The sequence below is a fragment of the Nocardia sp. NBC_01377 genome, assembly GCF_045040005.1.
GTDB classification, from domain to species: domain Bacteria; phylum Actinomycetota; class Actinomycetes; order Mycobacteriales; family Mycobacteriaceae; genus Nocardia; species Nocardia noduli.
On record NZ_CP109566.1, the window covers coordinates 1,044,155 to 1,060,967 of the forward strand.

Consider the following 16,813-nt stretch of genomic DNA (forward strand, 5'->3'; position numbering starts at 1 on the left):
TAGTAGGAGTGGGCATGACCGAAACCGACGAAGAGGTCGCCGCGCCCGCGGTCGCCCGCACGTGGCCGCTCGCCGCGGTACTGGTCGCAGTCGGCATTCCGATGTTCATGGTCACGCTGGACAATCTGGTGGTCACGAACGCGCTGCCGATCATTCGCACCGAACTCGGCGCCTCGCTGAGCGATCTGCAATGGTTCGTCAACGCCTACACGCTGTCGTTCGCGTCGTTACTGCTCACCGCGTCGGCAGTCGGTGATCGGCTCGGTCACCGACGTGTGTTCCTCGCCGGGATCGCGCTGTTCACGATCGCCTCGGCGGCGTGCGCGCTGGCCGCGGATCCGTGGACGCTGATCACGGCGCGGGCGGTGCAGGGGCTCGGCGCGGCGGGTGTGATGCCGCTGTCGCTCACCCTGTTGTCGGCGGCGGTGCCCGAACGGATGCGCAGTGCGGCGATCGGCATCTGGGGCGGCATCGCCGGTCTCGGCGTCGCGGTCGGGCCGCTGGTCGGTGGTGCCGTGGTGGAAGGCCTGAACTGGCAGTGGATCTTCTGGGTGAACGTGCCGATCGGACTGCTCGCGCTGATCTTCGCGGCACGGGTCCTCGGTGAATCGTTCGGCGCCGCGCGGCGACTCGACCCGCTGGGGTTGGTGCTCGCGGCGGGTGGCGTGCTCGCGCTGGTGTGGGGCGTGATCCACGGCGCGGAGGACGGCTGGACCTCGGCGGGCGTGCTCGGCGCCTTCGTCGGCGGCACGGCACTGCTGGCGGCCCTGATCTACTGGGAACTGCGCACCCCGAACCCCATGCTGCCGCTGCGCCTGTTCCGTTCGCGCGCCTTCCGGGTCGGCAATGTCACCGGGTTCACGTTCTCGGTGGGCGTCTTCGGCTCGATCTTCCTGCTCGCGCAGTATTTCCAGGTGGTGCAGGGCTACAACCCGCTCGAATCCGGGATCCGCACGATGCCGTGGACGCTCGCGCCGATGGTGGTCGCGCCCATCGCGGGTCTGATCATCGACCGCGTCGGCGCGCGCACCCTGCTCGCCGCCGGACAGTTGCTGCTGACCGCCGCGCTGGCCTGGATCGCCCTCGTCACCACCGTCGATCTCGACTACGTGAACCTGGTGCCCCCGTTCCTGCTCGCCGGCATCGGGATGGGTCTCACCTTCGCGCCGACTTCGACCGTCATCATGGCCAGTGCCGTGCCGCAGGATCGCGCGATGGCCTCGGGGACCAACAGCACGATCCGCGAGGTCGGCGTGGCGATGGGCGTCGCGGTCCTCGCCTCGGTCTTCGCCTCGCGCGGTTCCTATACCTCCCCGCAGGACTACGTCGACGGTCTCGTGCCCGCGGTCTGGGTCGGCGCGGGCATCGTCGGTGTCGGCACGGTGGTCTCGCTGATGCTGCCGCGCCGTATCGAGGCATCGCTCTGACAGGTCTTCGACCGGCGCGTCCGGCGAGAACGGCACCGTGTCGTTCCCGCCGGACGCGTTCGCGTGCGGATCGCTCGACCGGGAAGTCGAATGGCGACCGCGCCCGGGGCGCGACGAACCCCGACGTGGTCGGTGTGTCGGCGCTTCCGCTACGCCGCGCCCGGTCGGCCGGACCGGGTGAACCCGGTCCGAACACGCCGTCGCCTGGGCGGATATCCGCAAATCACGGCGTCGACATGCGTGGTCGACGAGTGGGGCCGCGGGCACCGGGTAATCCATGTGAATCCGAAATGCCCCATCCAATAGGATTCCACCAGCAGCAATGTGGGTGGGCAATCAGCCGAGCCCGTGTGAACCGACCCCAACGGGAGAGACGAACCATCGTGGCCGACGACACGAAAGACGCCGCCGTGCAGGATCCGGCGCTGACCGAGGAGTCGCTGGCCGCTGCCGCGGCGGCGGCCGAGAAGGCGTTCGCTGCCGCCGCCGATCTGGACGCGCTGGCGGTGGCCAAGACCGAGCATCTCGGCGGCAAGGCCGCGATCGCGCTGGCCCAGCGCGCGCTGGGCGGTCTGCCCAAATCGGAGAAGGCCGACGCCGGCAAGCGGGTGAACGTCGCCCGTGCGCGCGTCTCCGAGGCGTTCGAGGCGCGGCGCGCGGCCCTGCTGGCCGAACGCGACGCGGCGGTGCTCGTCGCCGAGGCGATCGACGTGACCCTGCCCGCGCGGCGACTGCCCGTGGGCGCGCGTCATCCGATCACCGTCATTTCCGAGCAGGTCGCCGACGTCTTCGTCGCGATGGGCTGGGAGGTCGCCGAGGGGCCCGAGGTCGAGACCGAGCATTTCAACTTCGACGCGCTCAATTTCCTCCCCGATCACCCGGCCCGCACCATGCAGGACACCTTCCACATCGCCCCCGAGGGGTCGCGCCAGGTGCTGCGCACCCACACCTCCCCGGTGCAGGTCCGCTCCATGCTGTCGCGCGAACTGCCCATCTACGTGGTGTGTCCCGGCCGGACCTTCCGCACCGACGAACTCGACGCCACCCACACCCCGGTCTTCTCCCAGGTCGAGGGGCTGGCCGTGGACAAGGGCCTGACCATGGCGCATCTGCGCGGAACACTCGACGCGTTCGCGCGCGCGCTGTTCGGGCCGCAGACGCGTACTCGTATGCGCCCCAACTACTTCCCGTTCACCGAGCCCTCCGCCGAGGTCGACGTGTGGTTCCCGGACAAGAAGGGCGGCGCGGGCTGGGTCGAATGGGGCGGCTGCGGCATGGTGAACCCGAAGGTGCTGATCGCCAGCGGGATCGATCCCGAGGTGTACAGCGGGTTCGCGTTCGGCATGGGCCTGGAGCGGACGTTGCAGTTCCGCAACGGCATCCCGGACATGCGCGACATCGTCGAGGGCGACGTGCGTTTCACGCAGCCCTTCGGTATCCGGTCCTGACCCTCCTTCGATCGAGAGAGCGAAACGTCAAGTGCGAGTAGCGCAGTCCTGGCTGACCGAAATCATCCAGCGCACCACCCCCGAGTGGTCGGTGACGCCGGAGGAACTGGATGCCGGATTCGTCCGAGTCGGCCTCGAGGTCGAGGAGGTCGACGAACTCCGGCGGGTGACAGGCGATATCGACAAACCCCTTGTCGTCGGCCGGGTCGCCGAGATCACCGAACTGACCGAGTTCAAGAAGCCGATCCGCTTCTGCAAGGTCGACGTCGGCAAACCCGAACCGCAGGAGATCGTCTGCGGCGCGAGTAATTTCGCCGTGGGCGATCTGGTCGTGGTGGTGCTGCCGGGCGGGGTGCTGCCCGACGGTTTCGCGATCTCCTCGCGCAAGACCTACGGTCACGTCTCCAACGGCATGATCTGCTCGGTCGCCGAACTCGGCATCGGCAAGGATCACAGCGGCATCCTGGTGCTCGAGCCGGGAACCGCGGAACCGGGCACCGACGCCAACGAACTGCTCGGCCTCGGCGACACCGTCATCGAACTGAACATCACCCCCGACCGCGGCTACTGCTTCTCCGCGCGCGGGCTGGCCAGGGAACTGGCCTGCGGTTTCGACCTGGAATACGCCGACCTCGCGGTACGCACCCTGCCCGACGACGAGAAGGACGCCTGGGCGGTGCGGTTGGAGTCGTCGTCGCAGTGCACCCGTTTCGCCGCGCGTCGGGTCATCGGCATCGACCAGTCGGCGGTGAGTCCGTGGTGGTTGCAGCGTCGACTGCTGCTGGCCGGAGTACGCCCGATCTCGCCCGCGGTCGACGTCACCAACTACGTGATGCTCGAACTCGGTCAGCCGCTGCACGCCTTCGACGCCGCGAAGGTCAACGGCGCGCTGGTGGTGCGGACGGCCAACCGGGGTGAGACGCTGCGCACCCTGGACGAGGTGGAACGCACCCTCGACGCCGAGGACGTGGTCATCGCCGACGATTCCGGCGTCATCTCGCTGGCGGGTGTGATGGGCGGGGCGACCACCGAGGTCGGCCACGACACCGTCGACGTGCTGCTCGAGGCCGCGACCTGGAACCCGCTGATGATCTACCGGACCTCGCGCAGGCACAAACTGGTGTCCGAGGCGGGGAAGCGGTACGAGCGCGTCGTCGATCCGGAGATCAATATCGCCGCGCTCGATCGCGCGGCCTCCCTGTTGGCCGATATCACCGGCGGCACCATCGCGGCCGAACTGACCGATGTCCGGGTTCCGGTGGCGGCGCCCGCGCCGATCCGCATCGATATCGACCTGGCCGATCGGGTCGCCGGTATCACCTACCCGACCGGTACCTCGGCGCGTCGTCTGGCCCAGATCGGTTGCACGGTCGAGGTTTCCGTCGACGAGCAGACCGGACACGGTCAGCTCGTCGTGACCCCGCCGAGTTGGCGGCCGGATCTTACCCAGCCCGCCGACCTGGTGGAGGAGGTGCTGCGGCTGGAGGGCCTCGAGCAGATCCCGTCCGTGCTGCCCAGTGCCCCGGCCGGTCGTGGACTGACCGCGACCCAGCGTCGCCGTCGTGCGGTCAGCCGCGCGCTCGCCTTCGCGGGCGGAATCGAAGTGCCCGCGCCGCCGTTCCTCGCCGCCGGTGTCTTCGATGTCTGGGGCCTCGATGCCGACGACCCGCGCCGGGCGACCACCCGGGTGCTGAACCCGCTCGACGTCGAGCGCGCCGAACTGGTCACCACCCTGCTGCCCGGACTGCTGGAGGTGGCGGCCCGCAATATCTCGCGCGGCGCGCGCGACCTCACCCTCTACGGCATCGCGCAGGTCGTGCTGCCCGGCGCGGACACCAGGGCCGTGGCGGCGCTGCCGGTCGACCGCAGGCCGACCGACGAGCAGATCGCCGAACTCATCGGCTCGCTGCCCGCCCAGCCGGTGCACGTCGGCGCGGTGCTGACCGGGCGTCGCGAGCCGCGCGGGCCGTGGGGTCCGGGACGTCAGGCCGAGGCCGCCGACGCGTTCGCCCTCGCGGATACGGTCGCCGACGCGGCCGGAGTGACATTCGAGCGCCGCGCGGCGAACTACCTGCCGTGGCATCCGGGTCGCTGCGCGGAACTGCTGGTCGACGGCGTGGTCGTCGGTCACGCCGGTGAACTGCATCCGGCGGTGCTCGAGCGCGCCGGTCTGCCCCCGCGCACCTGCGCGCTCGAACTCGACCTGGACGCGCTGCCGCTGGTCGAGGCGCGTCCCGTGCCCGTGGTGTCCCCGTTCCCCGCGGTCTTGCAGGACGTGTCGGTGAGTGTGGAGAAGACCGTCGCCGCCGCGTCGGTCGAATCCGCGCTGCGCGGTGGTGGCGGCGAACTGCTGGAGGACATCGCCCTGTTCGACGTCTACGAGGGCGCGCAGGCCGGTGAGGGCCGCAAATCCCTCACCTACGCGCTGCGCTTCCGCGCGCAGGACCGGACCCTCACCGAGGACGAGGCGAGTGCGGCGCGTGACGCCGCGGTCGCCGCTGCCGCGGAATCCGTCGGAGCCGTACTGCGCGGCTGATGCCGTCACGGAGACCCCATCCGCGCGGTGGGGTCTCCGCGGCGCGGGGTGAGCGAGAGTTCGCGAATCGCGTGCTCGACGGGCGGAGACCGTATTCGCTGATCACCCGCCGACGCAGCGGAGCCGGTGCGGCCGCTATGTGCGCCGGTGTGGTCAGCGGGGAATTTCGCGAGCCGTGTGGACGGTTCTCCGATAACAGGGACGGCGACGTGACCGGCGTGGCCGTGGCGATCACAGCGGAGGTTCCGATGAGCGTGCGAGCACTGTGGAACGACGTGGTACTGGCCGAGAGCGCCGACACGGTCGTGGTGGAGGGCAATCACTATTTCCCGGCGGAGTCGATCAACAGGGAGTACTTCACCGCGAGCGACACCCACTCGGTATGCCCGTGGAAGGGCACGGCCTCGTACTACACCGTGACGGTCGACGGTCGGCAGAATCCCGATGCCGCCTGGTTCTATCCGGAACCGAAGAGCGCCGCCGAGCAGATCCGCGACCGGGTCGCGTTCTGGCGCGGGGTCGACGTCGTCGAGAACTGACCGGATTTCCGGTCCGGCGAACTGTCGCCGACGGCGCGGGCCGAGTATGAAGAGGACATGCGACATCCAGCCGCCCCGATTCTCAACGCGCTGACGTTCATGCCCGAGCGGCAGGTCTCGCGCACACCCGCCGTCCTCGGTATGTCGTATACCGATCTGTCGTTGCGAACCGACGACGGCGAATCCCTGCACGGCTGGTGGATGCCCGCACCGCGCTCCCGGGGGCACATCCTGTTCGCCCACGGCAACGGCGGCACCATCGGCGATCGCGTGCCGATCTTCGCGCTGCTCACCGAAATGGGCCTGGACGTTCTGGCATTCGACTATCGCGGATACGGGCGAAGCACCGGCCGCCCGACCGAACACGGCACCTATCTCGACGTACGCGCCGCGCGCCGGAGTCTGCTCGGGCAACGGGGCGTCGACCCCGAACGGGTGCTGTATCTGGGCAAGTCGCTGGGCGGCGGCGTCATGCTCGAACTGTGCACCGAGCATCCGCCCGCCGGGCTGATCCTGATGTCCACTTTCACCGGAATCCGCGACGCCGCCCGGTCGGTCTACCCGTACCTGCCGAGCCCGTTCGTTCCCGACGCCTACCCGAGTCTGCGACGGATCCGCGCGCTGCGCGCACCGGTGCTGATCATGCACGGCGATCGCGACGAACTGCTCCCGCTACGTCACGCCGAACGGCTGTACGCCGCCGCGCCCGAGCCGAAGCGGTTGGAGGTGTTCCCCGGCGCGGGCCACAACGACCTGATCGCCTGCGACGGCGGACGATGGATGGGACTTGTGCGTGGCTTCGCCGGGGACGTTCTCGGCACCTGACGGTGTTCGCCGAGGTCATCGGGTCGGGCATGGGTGCTGCGTAACCTGGCCACATGAGTGATTACAGCGATATCGCCGCGAGACTGGCGGCGTTGTCGGACGCGGAACTGGTGGCTGTCCTGCGACCCGTGGTGGCCGGACGGCCCGGCCTCTGGGCGCTGCGAAACGCGCTGGAGGAGTCCTCGGGCGTCCATCATGCGGAACTGATCGATGATGTGAGTCCCACCACCGGTCCGTCGACGTCGCATGACGCGCCCGCGCCGGACCCGGGATCGCGGCAGGTAGGGGGCGGAATTCCGGTACCGGCGGTACCGGTACCGCCGACCGGTATTCCCGGCAGCACTACGATCGGCGGATATTCGCCCTCGGGGGTGCCATCCTTCGACTCCGTTCGCGATAAGGTCGAGCAGCGCTTCGGCACCGCGCAGGGGATGGGCGAACTCGACCGGCAGACCCCGGCGGGCCGCAGCGCCGAAGAACAATTCGAGGCGCGTGAGAAAGCCGCGCGCGACCGTCTGGACCAGATACGGAAATCGGTGCGCGGCAACGACGTCGATTCGTGACAGCGCGGCCCGGACCGCAGATATGGATGGAACTCGATGAGCGAACCGCGTGAGATCGCCGAACGGCTGCTCGACGCCCAAGTGGAATTCCTGCTCGGCGAGGTGACCGGCGACCGCTTCGCGGAGGTCGTCGGCCGCGATATCGAGTCCGTACTCGGGGTCGCCGACACCCTCGTGTTCCGCGAGATCGTGGACATCGACCAGGCGAAGCGGACAGTGCGCACCATCGTCGACCTGATCGGCGGCAGCCCGGTCATCGCGGATATGGTCGGCGTCTTCGCCGATTCGATCTACGACAACATCGCCGAGAACAACGAGTACACGCTCGGTCAGGTGGTCGACCGGGAGCCGGTCGAGGCGCTGCTGGAGAAGATCTTCGCCATGCACCAGGCCCAGGAACGCATCCTGGACCGGCTGACCGAGAGCCCGCTGGTCGCCACCGTCGCCGCGAAATTCGTGGACAAACTCATCAACGATTTCGTCGCCGCTAATCGGGAGCGCGCCGAGAAAATTCCCGGTGTCTCCTCGCTGATGTCGCTGGGCCAGTCGGCGGCCAATCGGGCCAAGAAGGTCGCCGACAACAGTTTCGTCGGGGATCTCGCGGGCAAGGGCGCCCTGTTCGCCCTCAAACGCACGAACAACGCCATCCGAGAGATGTTGCGTGACGCGCCGGTACATTCGGCCGCGATGGAATTCTGGGATCTGCACGCCGACGAGCCCGTCAGCGGGTTGCGCGAATACCTGACCCGCAAGGATCTGAACGAACTCGTCCTGCTCTGCTACGAGATCGCCGTCACCACCAGGGAGAAGCCGTATTTCGGCCTGCTTCTCGACGAATGCGTCGAGGTCTTCTTCCAGAAGTACGGCGACTACACCCTCGCGGCCATGCTGCCCGAACTCGGTCTGACCGGGGACGATATCGCCACCGAGATCCTGCGCTACGGTCCCGCCGTCATCGAGGGCGCCAAGCGCGACGGGGTCCTGGCCGGGCTGATCAGGGAACGTCTCGCGCCGTTCTACACCTCGGAGGCGGTACTCGCGATCCTCGCGGGATGAGCCGTTCGCGGCGCTCGCTCAGCGCGGCCGGTGATCGCCGTTGCGGACCTCGGTGACGGTACGGCTGATCATCTCGCGCATGGTCGCGGTGATCCGTTGCCTGTCGGTGGGTTTCACGGTGACCACGCGACTGCCGAAACTGACGTAGCGGCCGTAGTCCTCGAAATCGGTGATCTGGAAATCCTTACGCCCACCGATATGCCGATTGTCGACGCTGCCGAGCGGATACACACCGATATGGGTGGTCGCCGTGGTCCCGCGCGCGAAGAACCGGTCGAATTCCTCACGCACCGTCGGCCGCCACGCGTCGCGGACCACCGGCGGCGGCTTCTCCAATTCCTCGACCGGAACCTGCATCGGTTTCCCCTGTCCGGCACGGCAATCCGGAATCGCGGTGAGCACGGCGGGAGCGAGATCGTCGGCATCGAGCAGCAGCAGGTCGACCTCGGCGCCGCGGTCGTGGTCGATCCCGGGCGCTTGGACGGCGACCGCCGCGTGCTGGAAATGTGCCCCGCCGTGCGCCCTGATCTTGCGACGGTCGGCGCCGCCACGAAATCCGGCAACCTCTACCCTGGCCTCGGGATTCAGCAGTACCTCCACCGCCCGCACCAGATCGTCGTCCATCTGCGGGACCACGGTCTGCGCGGCGGCCCGGCGCAGACGATCGAAATCCTCCTGGAATCGCTCGGTCGAACGATGCTGGAGTGGGTAGGGCAGCACATCACGCCCGGTCGACTCCCAGAGCACCCGGAATTCGAGCGCGGTGAAACGCCACCGCCGCAGCGTCGTCATGCGAGATTCCCGCCGTTCTGTCTCACGCGCCGATGACCGGCGGGACGGTTCCCGGGAGGGAATCCAGTCCGGTGACCTGCTCGCCGTTCTCCTGATTGATCAGATAGTCCGGGATACCTTTGCTCGACTCGTCGTCCTTGCCGCCGCCGCGCGAACCGGGAGAACCCATACCGCCCATGCCGTTACGCCCCGTGCTCGACGCCGCGGCCGCGTTCGTCGCGGCACCCGCCGACAGACCGGCCGCGACCGGAGTGCCAGTCACCGAGCGTCCGGGCGACGGCGTGGACGAACCGTTACCGGGGCTGCCCGACCTCGGCGAACCGGATCCCGAACCGCCCCGGGAGCCGGGATTGGTCCCCGTCGGATTCGCCGACGCCGGATTGGTCCCCGTGGGGTTCGCGCCCGCCGGATTGGTGGCGGGAGAATCGGATTTGGCGCTCTGCTGCTGCGATGACGGATTCGTCGACTGCGAGGAAGTCGGCGAAGCCTGGTCGGAGCCCTGCGGATTCGTGGGGGTTTCCGAGGGCTTCTCACTCTGCGGATTCTCGGAACCGGACGCCGGATTCGTCGTCGGGCTCTTGCTCCGCTGTTGCGTGGGATCGCCGCCGCCGGTGGGGATATCGGTGTTGTTCGAGGTCGGGTTGGTCGGTTTGGGGATCACCGGGACGTTGGTGTCGGTCTCCTTGATGACGGGGGCGTACACCGTCCGCAAAACCCGCACCGCTTCGGTGTGCGCGGTATCGATCGCCTCCTGGTTGTCGCGCCATCCGCGCCCGGCGATCCAATGGCGGGTGTTCTCGACATTGGAGCGCAGGTCGGGGGCGTGCGGTACCAGGGCTTTGGTCGGCTCCAGACCGGATTTGAGTTCGGCCACCTTGTTGGCGGTCAACTTCGCGGCATTGGACAGTTGCACCGCCTCGGTGCCGTAATCGCTGACGGCCTTCGCTGCCGCATTCCGCGAAGCGCCCCGCCAAATGCCTTCGTCCGTCGCGCGTTTCATCGCGTTGGTGAAATTGTTCAGCGAGGTCTCGGCACGTTTGCCGATCTCGTTCCACGCGGTGGCGAGGTTGTCCACCGCCGCGATGTCGATCCGGTCGACTTTCGCTCGCAGTTCCGCGGTGCCCGGGCGGTCGAAATCATCGGTCCGATGCACCGATTGCGGTCGGTAGGCGCCTTGGAGCCCGATGCCGGACGCATCGTCGCGCACCCCGTCGCGCTGCTGGTTGTACTTGTTCTGGACCGCGGCGGGATCGACACCGGGTTTGCGTTCCTCGCCCGCGATGAAGTCGGTGAGGTTCTCGAGCATGGCGGAGCCGAGGTCGCCAGCGCTCCATTCGAACATTCCGAATCCCATGGGTTATCCCATCGCCTCGGTGTTGGTGTTGAAGTTCGCGGTGTTGGTGACGTCCTGACCGGTAATGCGTTTGATCGACAACGCCATGATTTCCCCCATATCTTTGACCACCTCGATGTGCTCGAGAATGATCTTGTCGATCGAATTGTCTTCGCCGGTGGCTTGGCCGAGGAACTGTTTGACGAGGTCATTGGCCATATCGAAATCGCCGAAGCCGGAGACGTTCTGTGCGTTTCTGGCGTACACCAGAAGGTCATCGAGTTCATCGACGCGCTTGTCGCAGGCGGCCAGGCACTGTCGCGCTGCTTCCTCGCTCTCGAGGTACAACTCGCCTGACCGTGCCTGCTCAGCGAACTGCTGCCAGCGTGATATGTCCTCAGCACTCATTCGATCCCCCCCTTGTGCTCAGTTCGGTAGAACCGGTATTACCGAATCACCGACTCGGTTGATCACGCTGCATGGATCCTCGGGATTACCCGATGACGCCTTATTGGTGATCCGAAGTTGCAGGACACCTTGTTGTGCAGGTAGCAGAACGTCGCAGCCGAGTTCTTTGCTGGCACCGGCAACGCGGAATTCCCTGCCGTTGCGGCCAGCGATTGTCACATCCCGAAAGTCGACGTTGCCGGGCTTCTGCTCGAACTCCGATACAGTCCGGCCGGTGGAGAACACGGTGATGTAGTATCTCGCGCCCTTCCAAGTGCAGATTTTCCAGCCTGACTGATCGACACCTGCTATTCCACGCTCTTCAGATGCCGGGTCGACACCGGCGGACTGAAGCGCATCATCCGGTATCCCCGTGCACGGATCGAAGAGCTCGACCGGCGCGGCACTCACGCTGGTCGGACTCCCACTGGTCGAACTCTCACACGCCATCAACCCGGGCGCGATCACAGCAGCAACCAGCGCGAACTTCCATCGATGCGTCATCCCCACCCTCTCGACCCGCGACGACTCGGATTGCCCGACTTTATCAGGGGCGGACGACACCCGGATCCGGGCGAGACCGCCCACTGTGATCGCCTGGGAAATCGCCGTACGCCTGGGGTTTGACAAAAGCGCCCCGAATGGGCCGGGTGGACGATCATCCTGATCACCCGCTGATCGGCGACTGTTCGCGCGCCGACCTGCCGGTGCCCTCGTGGGAGTTCGCCACGGGTTCGGACTGTGCGCGCTTTCGTCGATCGAGGTCGGCACCGCGGCGGAACGACGCGGCCGGGCCGAGGAAGCCGCTGGATCGGGGATTCCGGTGCGCCGACGCGCCCGGTTCGCGCGTCCGTTCGGCAATCGCTCGAAAGTCACATCGAGCAGGCCTGTCTTGTGAGCGGATGGACATTCCGGAACCTACTGATTACCAGCGTGTTTACAAACATTCCAGGTGTCCGTTTTGTCCGTATTTCGCGTTGACGCGCTTCGCTCCACTGTGGCAGCGTTCTCCTCACTTTCCGTCCGATCGGCGGGGGAGGGCGGTGCGCTGGAGTTCGGAGGAGCAAGGTGGTGCGGTTACCTTTCGGTACGGAAAAGCCCGGTGGCTCAACAAGTGTCGCGCATCACAGTCCCCGTCGGACGCGGCTCCTCCGTACGGGAAGTCCGATGCGGCCCCGCACCATTCGCGGGCAGCTCGCCCGAATCGTGTTGGTATCGCTGGCTTTGGTCTCGGCGCTGCTCGGATTGAGTATCGCCCGGTACGCGGGGGACTACCGGGACAGCGGTGACACCGTCGACGCGGTCGCCCTGGCGCTGACCGTGCAGGACGTGCTGCACGAGGCGCAGCGCGAACGCGGCCTCAGCAACGGCTGGCTCGGCGGTGACGGCAGGTTGCAGAACGCGGTTGTCGACCAACGCGGCAATACCGACCGTGCCCTGCGGGCGCTCGACGACGCGATGGCGGGCATGGCACCCGGTACGGCGCAGGTGCGTTCGGCGGTGGGGCAGTTCGCCGCCCTGGGTGCGACGCGGGTCCAGATCGACGCGCGGCGGATCGCGCGCCCCGCCGCTTTCCAGTTCTATACCGACGGCATCAACGCGCTCAACCACCTGCGGCTCGGACTCGATCAGGCCAGTGATGCCGAGGTCAGGCACGGATTGCAGACGCTCTACGCGCTCGGTGAAGCCAAAGAGCAGACGGCCAAGGAGCGCGGATTCCTCAACGGAGTCTTCGCGGCGGAGGAATTCGCGCCGGGCGAGTACGTGCAATTCCTCGACATCCGCGCGGCGAAGGGCGCGGCGCTGTCGGCGTTCGCCCGCGACGCCACGCCCGCGCAGCAGTCCATGCTCGACGCGGCGTTGCTCAGCGAGAACGCGGTGCAGGCAACGGAATCGGAGAATGTCGCGATCGAATCCGCGGCCGGACCGCTGGTCCGGAAGGTGGACGCGATCGCGTGGTGGTCGCAGATGACCGCGGTCATCGATCAGGAACGCGCGGTCCAGCAGACGATCGGCGACGCGGTGCGTGCCCGCGCGGCCGAATTGCGCCGGGACGCGGCGTTGTGGCTCGGCGGACTCCTCGTCGTCGCGCTGATCGCCGTCGCCGCCGAGATCGCGCTGGTGCTCGCGAGTATGCGGGCCATCGTGCGGCCGTTGGCCGCGTTGGCCGCCGAAGCCGACGAGGTCGCGAGCCATCGCCTGCCCGACGTGATCGCTGCCTGGCACACCGCGGGCGATACCCCGCCGGATCCCCCCGAACCGGTGCGGGTGCCCTCCGGTGCCGGTATCGAGATCGCCGCCGTGGCAGGCGCTCTCGACCGGGTGCAGGCCACCGCGTTCGAACTCGCCTCGCAGCAGGCGGTATTGCGTCGCAACAGCACCGAATCCATGTCCAACCTGGCCAGGCGCAATCAGAATCTGGTGCGCCGCCAATTGGGCCTGATCAGCGAATTCGAGAAGGGCGAGTTGGATCCCAAGACCCTGTCCAACCTTTTCGAACTCGACCATCTCGCCACCCGCATGCGCCGCAATGCCGAAAGTCTGCTCGTGCTGGTGGGTTCGGAGAGTCCGCGCCGCTGGGCCGAGCCGATTCCGCTGGTCGACGTGATCCGTGCCGGTTTGTCCGAAGTCGACGACTATCGCCGGGTGGTGCTGCGGCGCATCGATGAAGTGACGGTCACCGGTGCGGTGGTCAGTGAGCTGGCGCATATTCTCGCCGAACTCATCGAGAACGGATTGGCCTTCTCCCCGCCGGATATGGAGGTGGAGGTCTACGGCCGCAAAACCGGGAACGACTATGTGATCGCGGTCGTCGACCACGGTGTCGGTATGTCGGCCGACCATCTGGCCGAAGCCAATGCCCGGTTGCGCGGTGACCGCGATTTCCTGGTGGCTCCCACCCGCTACCTCGGCCACTATGTGGTCGGCCGCCTGGCCGGGCGCCACGGTATCGATATCGAATTGAATACCTCGCCCGTGAGTGGAATCGTGGCGCGATTGCGCATTCCGCCGGAGATTCTCGTCGGCAACCGCGGTCAATCGGGTGAGAGTGCGCCGATGGGCGAATCTTCTGTTCCACATGACTCATCGACATCAGAATCCGCCGAGTCCGAGAGTGGCGTCATCGTCGCGGTCCGTTCGTCCGACGATGCGAACGGCGAGGCGCACGAATCCGGTGAGCGTCGCCCCGCACATTCCGCCCCCGCCGATGACGTTCCCGGATCTGCCGCCGCGGCGGCCCGTAACGGTTGGGCGAGCGGAACTCCCGCCCACGCGGCGGGGACCTCCCGCACTTCCCGGCGAGCGGACGACCCGCCCGCGACAACGTCCGCTCCGGTTTCCTCGGTTTCGACCGGACGATCCGTGTCGGAGCACGACGAGAACGGGAACCGGCAGGACATCGCTTCACCATCGGCGGCGGGTCGAGTCGCCCCGTCGACCGGAACGGATTCGACACCGCGCGCCGCCGAACAGTCGACGCCGAGCACCACCGCCTGGTGGAACGTCGCCGACGAGGAGAGTCCGGCAGCCGAACCCGCACCCCCCGTCGAGCGCACCCGCAACGGCCTGGTCAAACGCGTCAAACGCAACCGGGGCGCAGCCGCCCCCGCCGCACGACCGATGCCACCGCGTCCGCCGAGCACCCCCATCCCCGACCGCTCGCCCGACGAAGTACGCGGCATGCTGTCCGCGTTCCGCACCGGAATGCAGAAGGGCGTGCAGACCGACGACCGCCCACCGGTGAACCGACCCTCGTCCTCGCGCCCCACCCCCGTGGAGTCACCGGCCGGTCCGGTCCCGCCCTGCGCGAGTGGCCCGGCCTCCGCGCCCGTGCCGCAACGTCGTGCTCCCGTGACGAGTACCGGGCCTCGACGCGGCGGTGCCCCCTCCGCCCCGGCCGGGTCGGTGGCGTCGGATACGCCGACGCGCCCGATCCAGACAGCCCCCGGGGGCGCGCAGCGGCAGCAAGGGCCGTTGGAGGGCTTTTCGCGCCCGGTGGGTGCCGTGCCGCCACCAGGTGACGCACTGCCGTCGGCCACGCCGCAACGGCCGAGAGCGGAGGTACCGCAACGCCCGAGTGCGGCCGTGCCCCCGGCTGCGGTTCGGCCGCCGACCGGAGCCGCGTCGGCGACCGGAAGTGTGCCGCCGAGCACAGCCATGTCGGCGACCGGTGGTGTGTCACCCATCGCGCCCGTGCCGCCGACCCGAGGTGCGCCCATCGCGGCTGTGTCGCCGACCGGAGGTGTGTCTCCCCCCGGAGCTGTGTCGTCCGCCGCGGCCGCGCTGCTCCCCGGGGCCGCTCCGCCGCGCGAAGGCCGACCGGCGTCCTCGGCTGAACACGCGCGTCCGATCGGCACCCTGCCGTCGGATACGGGGTCGGGTCCGGCAGGGATTGTGCCTGCGGGTACGTCGGGCACCGTCCCGTCGGGTACGGGGTCACGTTCGGAGGGATCGGAACCGAATTCGACAGGGTTTGCGGGCGCGGCGCGAACTCCGACCGGCGCGGACCTGTCGAATGCCGCTGCGCGCGGGAACGGGGCCGTCCCGGCGTTCCCCGCGCTGCCTCAGCGTTCCGACGCGGTGCGCTCCGCCGCGTTTCGGGGGCAGCGTGCACCGTCGCCGGGGTTCCGCGCACCCTCGCGCGAAGCCGGGGGAGACTCGCCGCCCGGGAATACACCCGCGGATTCGCCTTCGACATCGACCGGGGCGGTGACGGCGGACGAGATGTCGCGACGGCCGGGCGCGCCACCGCGGACCCCGCCCGTGCGGGGCGGGCAACTGCCACGAACGCGGCCGACGCCGTCGGTCGCGGCACCCGACGAGCAGCCGCGCCTACCGCAGCGCAGGGTGCTCTCGCGAGACGAGGGCACCGGCGCCACCGAGACGTGAACCCGGGCCGGGAACGTCCGCCCGGCGCGGGACCAGTCCTATCGAGATCGAGCAAGGGGAGTTTGTGACCACACATCTGCAGACCGCGACGGACCCGCACGCCTTCAACTGGCTGCTGGCGAATTTCGTCCGCAATACCGACGGTGTGCGCGATACCGTCGCCGTGTCCTCCGACGGACTCCTGATCGCCATGTCGGACGGGCTGGACCGGGCGGGGGCCGATCGCCTCGCCGCGATGGTGTCCGGTTTGGCGGGGCTCGCCAGAAGCGCTTCGCGCAGTTACGAGTTCGACGGACTGAAGCTGATCATGATCGAGATGAAACGCGGTTTCCTGTTGGTCTCGGCGCTCGGTGACGGCAGCTGCCTCGGGGTCATCGCCGACGGCGGATGCGATGTCGGCTTGGTCGGATACGAGATGGCGGTACTGGCGGACCGGGCCGGTGCGCTTCTCGAACCAGCGCTGATCACCGAATTACGAGAGAAGTTGCGCAGATGAGAGATTCCGACCGGCCGAGGCCGCCGGAGCATCGGACGAATCCCGCGACACGGTCCTCGGGGTGGTTCGGGCCGGACGAACCGAACCCGGGTTCGCCGGAGGGCTACGAGCCGGTCGTCCGGCCCTTCATGGTGACCGAGGGCCGGACCACGCCACTGGTGGACGGACTGCGTATCGAGACCCTCGTGCAGGCGTCACGCGCCGCGCTGTCGGCACCGCTGCGTTTCGAACAGCGCACCGTCGTAATACTCTGTCAGGCACCGCATTCCATTGCCGAGATCGCGACGGTCCTGCGGGTGCCGGTCGGCGTCGCTACGGTCGTCGTCAGTGACCTGGCGAGCCGAGGGTACGTTACGGTTCGCCAGGAACCAGAACTTTCCACCGCTGCCATCGAGAGGATCAGAGACCTTGTACGGGCACTCTGAAAATCGGCCGCCCACCGCCGGGGAGCCGTCGGACGA

General features: G+C 68.0%; 14 protein-coding genes. 10 read left to right on the forward strand and 4 right to left on the reverse strand.

The features are described 5' to 3' along the window. Positions 1-14: 14 nt before the first annotated feature. The 7 genes from OG225_RS04935 (at position 15) to OG225_RS04965 (ending at position 8,394) form a co-directional block, all read left to right on the forward strand. Entirely contained in the window at positions 15-1,427 is a 1,413-nt protein-coding gene (locus tag OG225_RS04935) for an MFS transporter (protein ID WP_405180578.1), read from the forward strand. Positions 1,428-1,810: 383 nt separating this feature from the next. After that, the gene (pheS, locus tag OG225_RS04940; protein ID WP_198654650.1) at positions 1,811-2,875 is read left to right on the forward strand and encodes a phenylalanine--tRNA ligase subunit alpha; all 1,065 of its coding nucleotides are present in this window, start codon (positions 1,811-1,813) and stop codon (positions 2,873-2,875) included. Positions 2,876-2,906: 31 nt separating this feature from the next. Continuing rightward, positions 2,907-5,411 carry a phenylalanine--tRNA ligase subunit beta gene (gene pheT, locus OG225_RS04945; RefSeq protein ID WP_405180579.1) on the forward strand — a complete coding sequence of 835 codons (2,505 nt, stop codon included), beginning with the start codon at positions 2,907-2,909 and terminating at the stop codon, positions 5,409-5,411. A 248-nt stretch (positions 5,412-5,659) separates the two neighbouring features. Further along, entirely contained in the window at positions 5,660-5,950 is a 291-nt protein-coding gene (locus OG225_RS04950) for a DUF427 domain-containing protein (RefSeq protein ID WP_109529956.1), read from the forward strand. Positions 5,951-6,007: 57 nt separating this feature from the next. Continuing rightward, positions 6,008-6,775 (forward strand): alpha/beta hydrolase, encoded by a 768-nt coding sequence (locus OG225_RS04955; RefSeq protein WP_405180580.1) that lies wholly within the window; start codon positions 6,008-6,010, stop codon positions 6,773-6,775. Positions 6,776-6,828: 53 nt separating this feature from the next. Further along, entirely contained in the window at positions 6,829-7,338 is a 510-nt protein-coding gene (locus OG225_RS04960; RefSeq protein WP_405180581.1) for a PspA/IM30 family protein, read from the forward strand. Between the two features lie 36 nt (positions 7,339-7,374). Continuing rightward, a complete protein-coding gene (locus OG225_RS04965) occupies positions 7,375-8,394 on the forward strand; it encodes a hypothetical protein (RefSeq protein ID WP_405180582.1) in 1,020 nt (339 codons plus the stop codon). Positions 8,395-8,412: 18 nt separating this feature from the next. Here OG225_RS04965 and OG225_RS04970 read toward each other — a convergent pair whose 3' ends face one another. The 4 genes from OG225_RS04970 to OG225_RS04985 are packed head-to-tail and all read right to left on the reverse strand — an operon-like array spanning position 8,413 to position 11,470. After that, entirely contained in the window at positions 8,413-9,186 is a 774-nt protein-coding gene (locus OG225_RS04970; RefSeq protein WP_405180583.1) for an ESX secretion-associated protein EspG, read from the reverse strand. Positions 9,187-9,208: 22 nt separating this feature from the next. Further along, on the reverse strand, positions 9,209-10,540 hold the full coding sequence (locus OG225_RS04975) for a hypothetical protein (protein WP_405180584.1): 1,332 nt from the start codon (positions 10,538-10,540) through the stop codon (positions 9,209-9,211). A gap of 3 nt (positions 10,541-10,543) precedes the next feature. Then, positions 10,544-10,927, reverse strand: coding sequence for a hypothetical protein (locus OG225_RS04980; RefSeq protein ID WP_405180585.1), 384 nt, complete (start codon positions 10,925-10,927; stop codon positions 10,544-10,546). An 18-nt stretch (positions 10,928-10,945) separates the two neighbouring features. Beyond that, entirely contained in the window at positions 10,946-11,470 is a 525-nt protein-coding gene (locus OG225_RS04985; RefSeq protein WP_405180586.1) for a DUF3558 domain-containing protein, read from the reverse strand. Positions 11,471-12,133: 663 nt separating this feature from the next. Here OG225_RS04985 and OG225_RS04990 point away from each other — a divergent pair. The 3 genes from OG225_RS04990 to OG225_RS05000 all read left to right on the forward strand — a co-directional run bounded on the left by OG225_RS04990 (position 12,134) and on the right by OG225_RS05000 (position 16,777). Beyond that, a complete protein-coding gene (locus OG225_RS04990; RefSeq protein ID WP_405180587.1) occupies positions 12,134-15,856 on the forward strand; it encodes a nitrate- and nitrite sensing domain-containing protein in 3,723 nt (1,240 codons plus the stop codon). Positions 15,857-15,920: 64 nt separating this feature from the next. After that, positions 15,921-16,352, forward strand: a complete 432-nt coding sequence (locus tag OG225_RS04995) for a roadblock/LC7 domain-containing protein (protein WP_109529904.1) — start codon at positions 15,921-15,923, stop codon at positions 16,350-16,352. Then, a complete protein-coding gene (locus OG225_RS05000) occupies positions 16,349-16,777 on the forward strand; it encodes a DUF742 domain-containing protein (RefSeq protein ID WP_405180588.1) in 429 nt (142 codons plus the stop codon). Before OG225_RS04995 ends, OG225_RS05000 begins: the two co-directional genes overlap by 4 nt. Positions 16,778-16,813 lie beyond the last annotated feature (36 nt).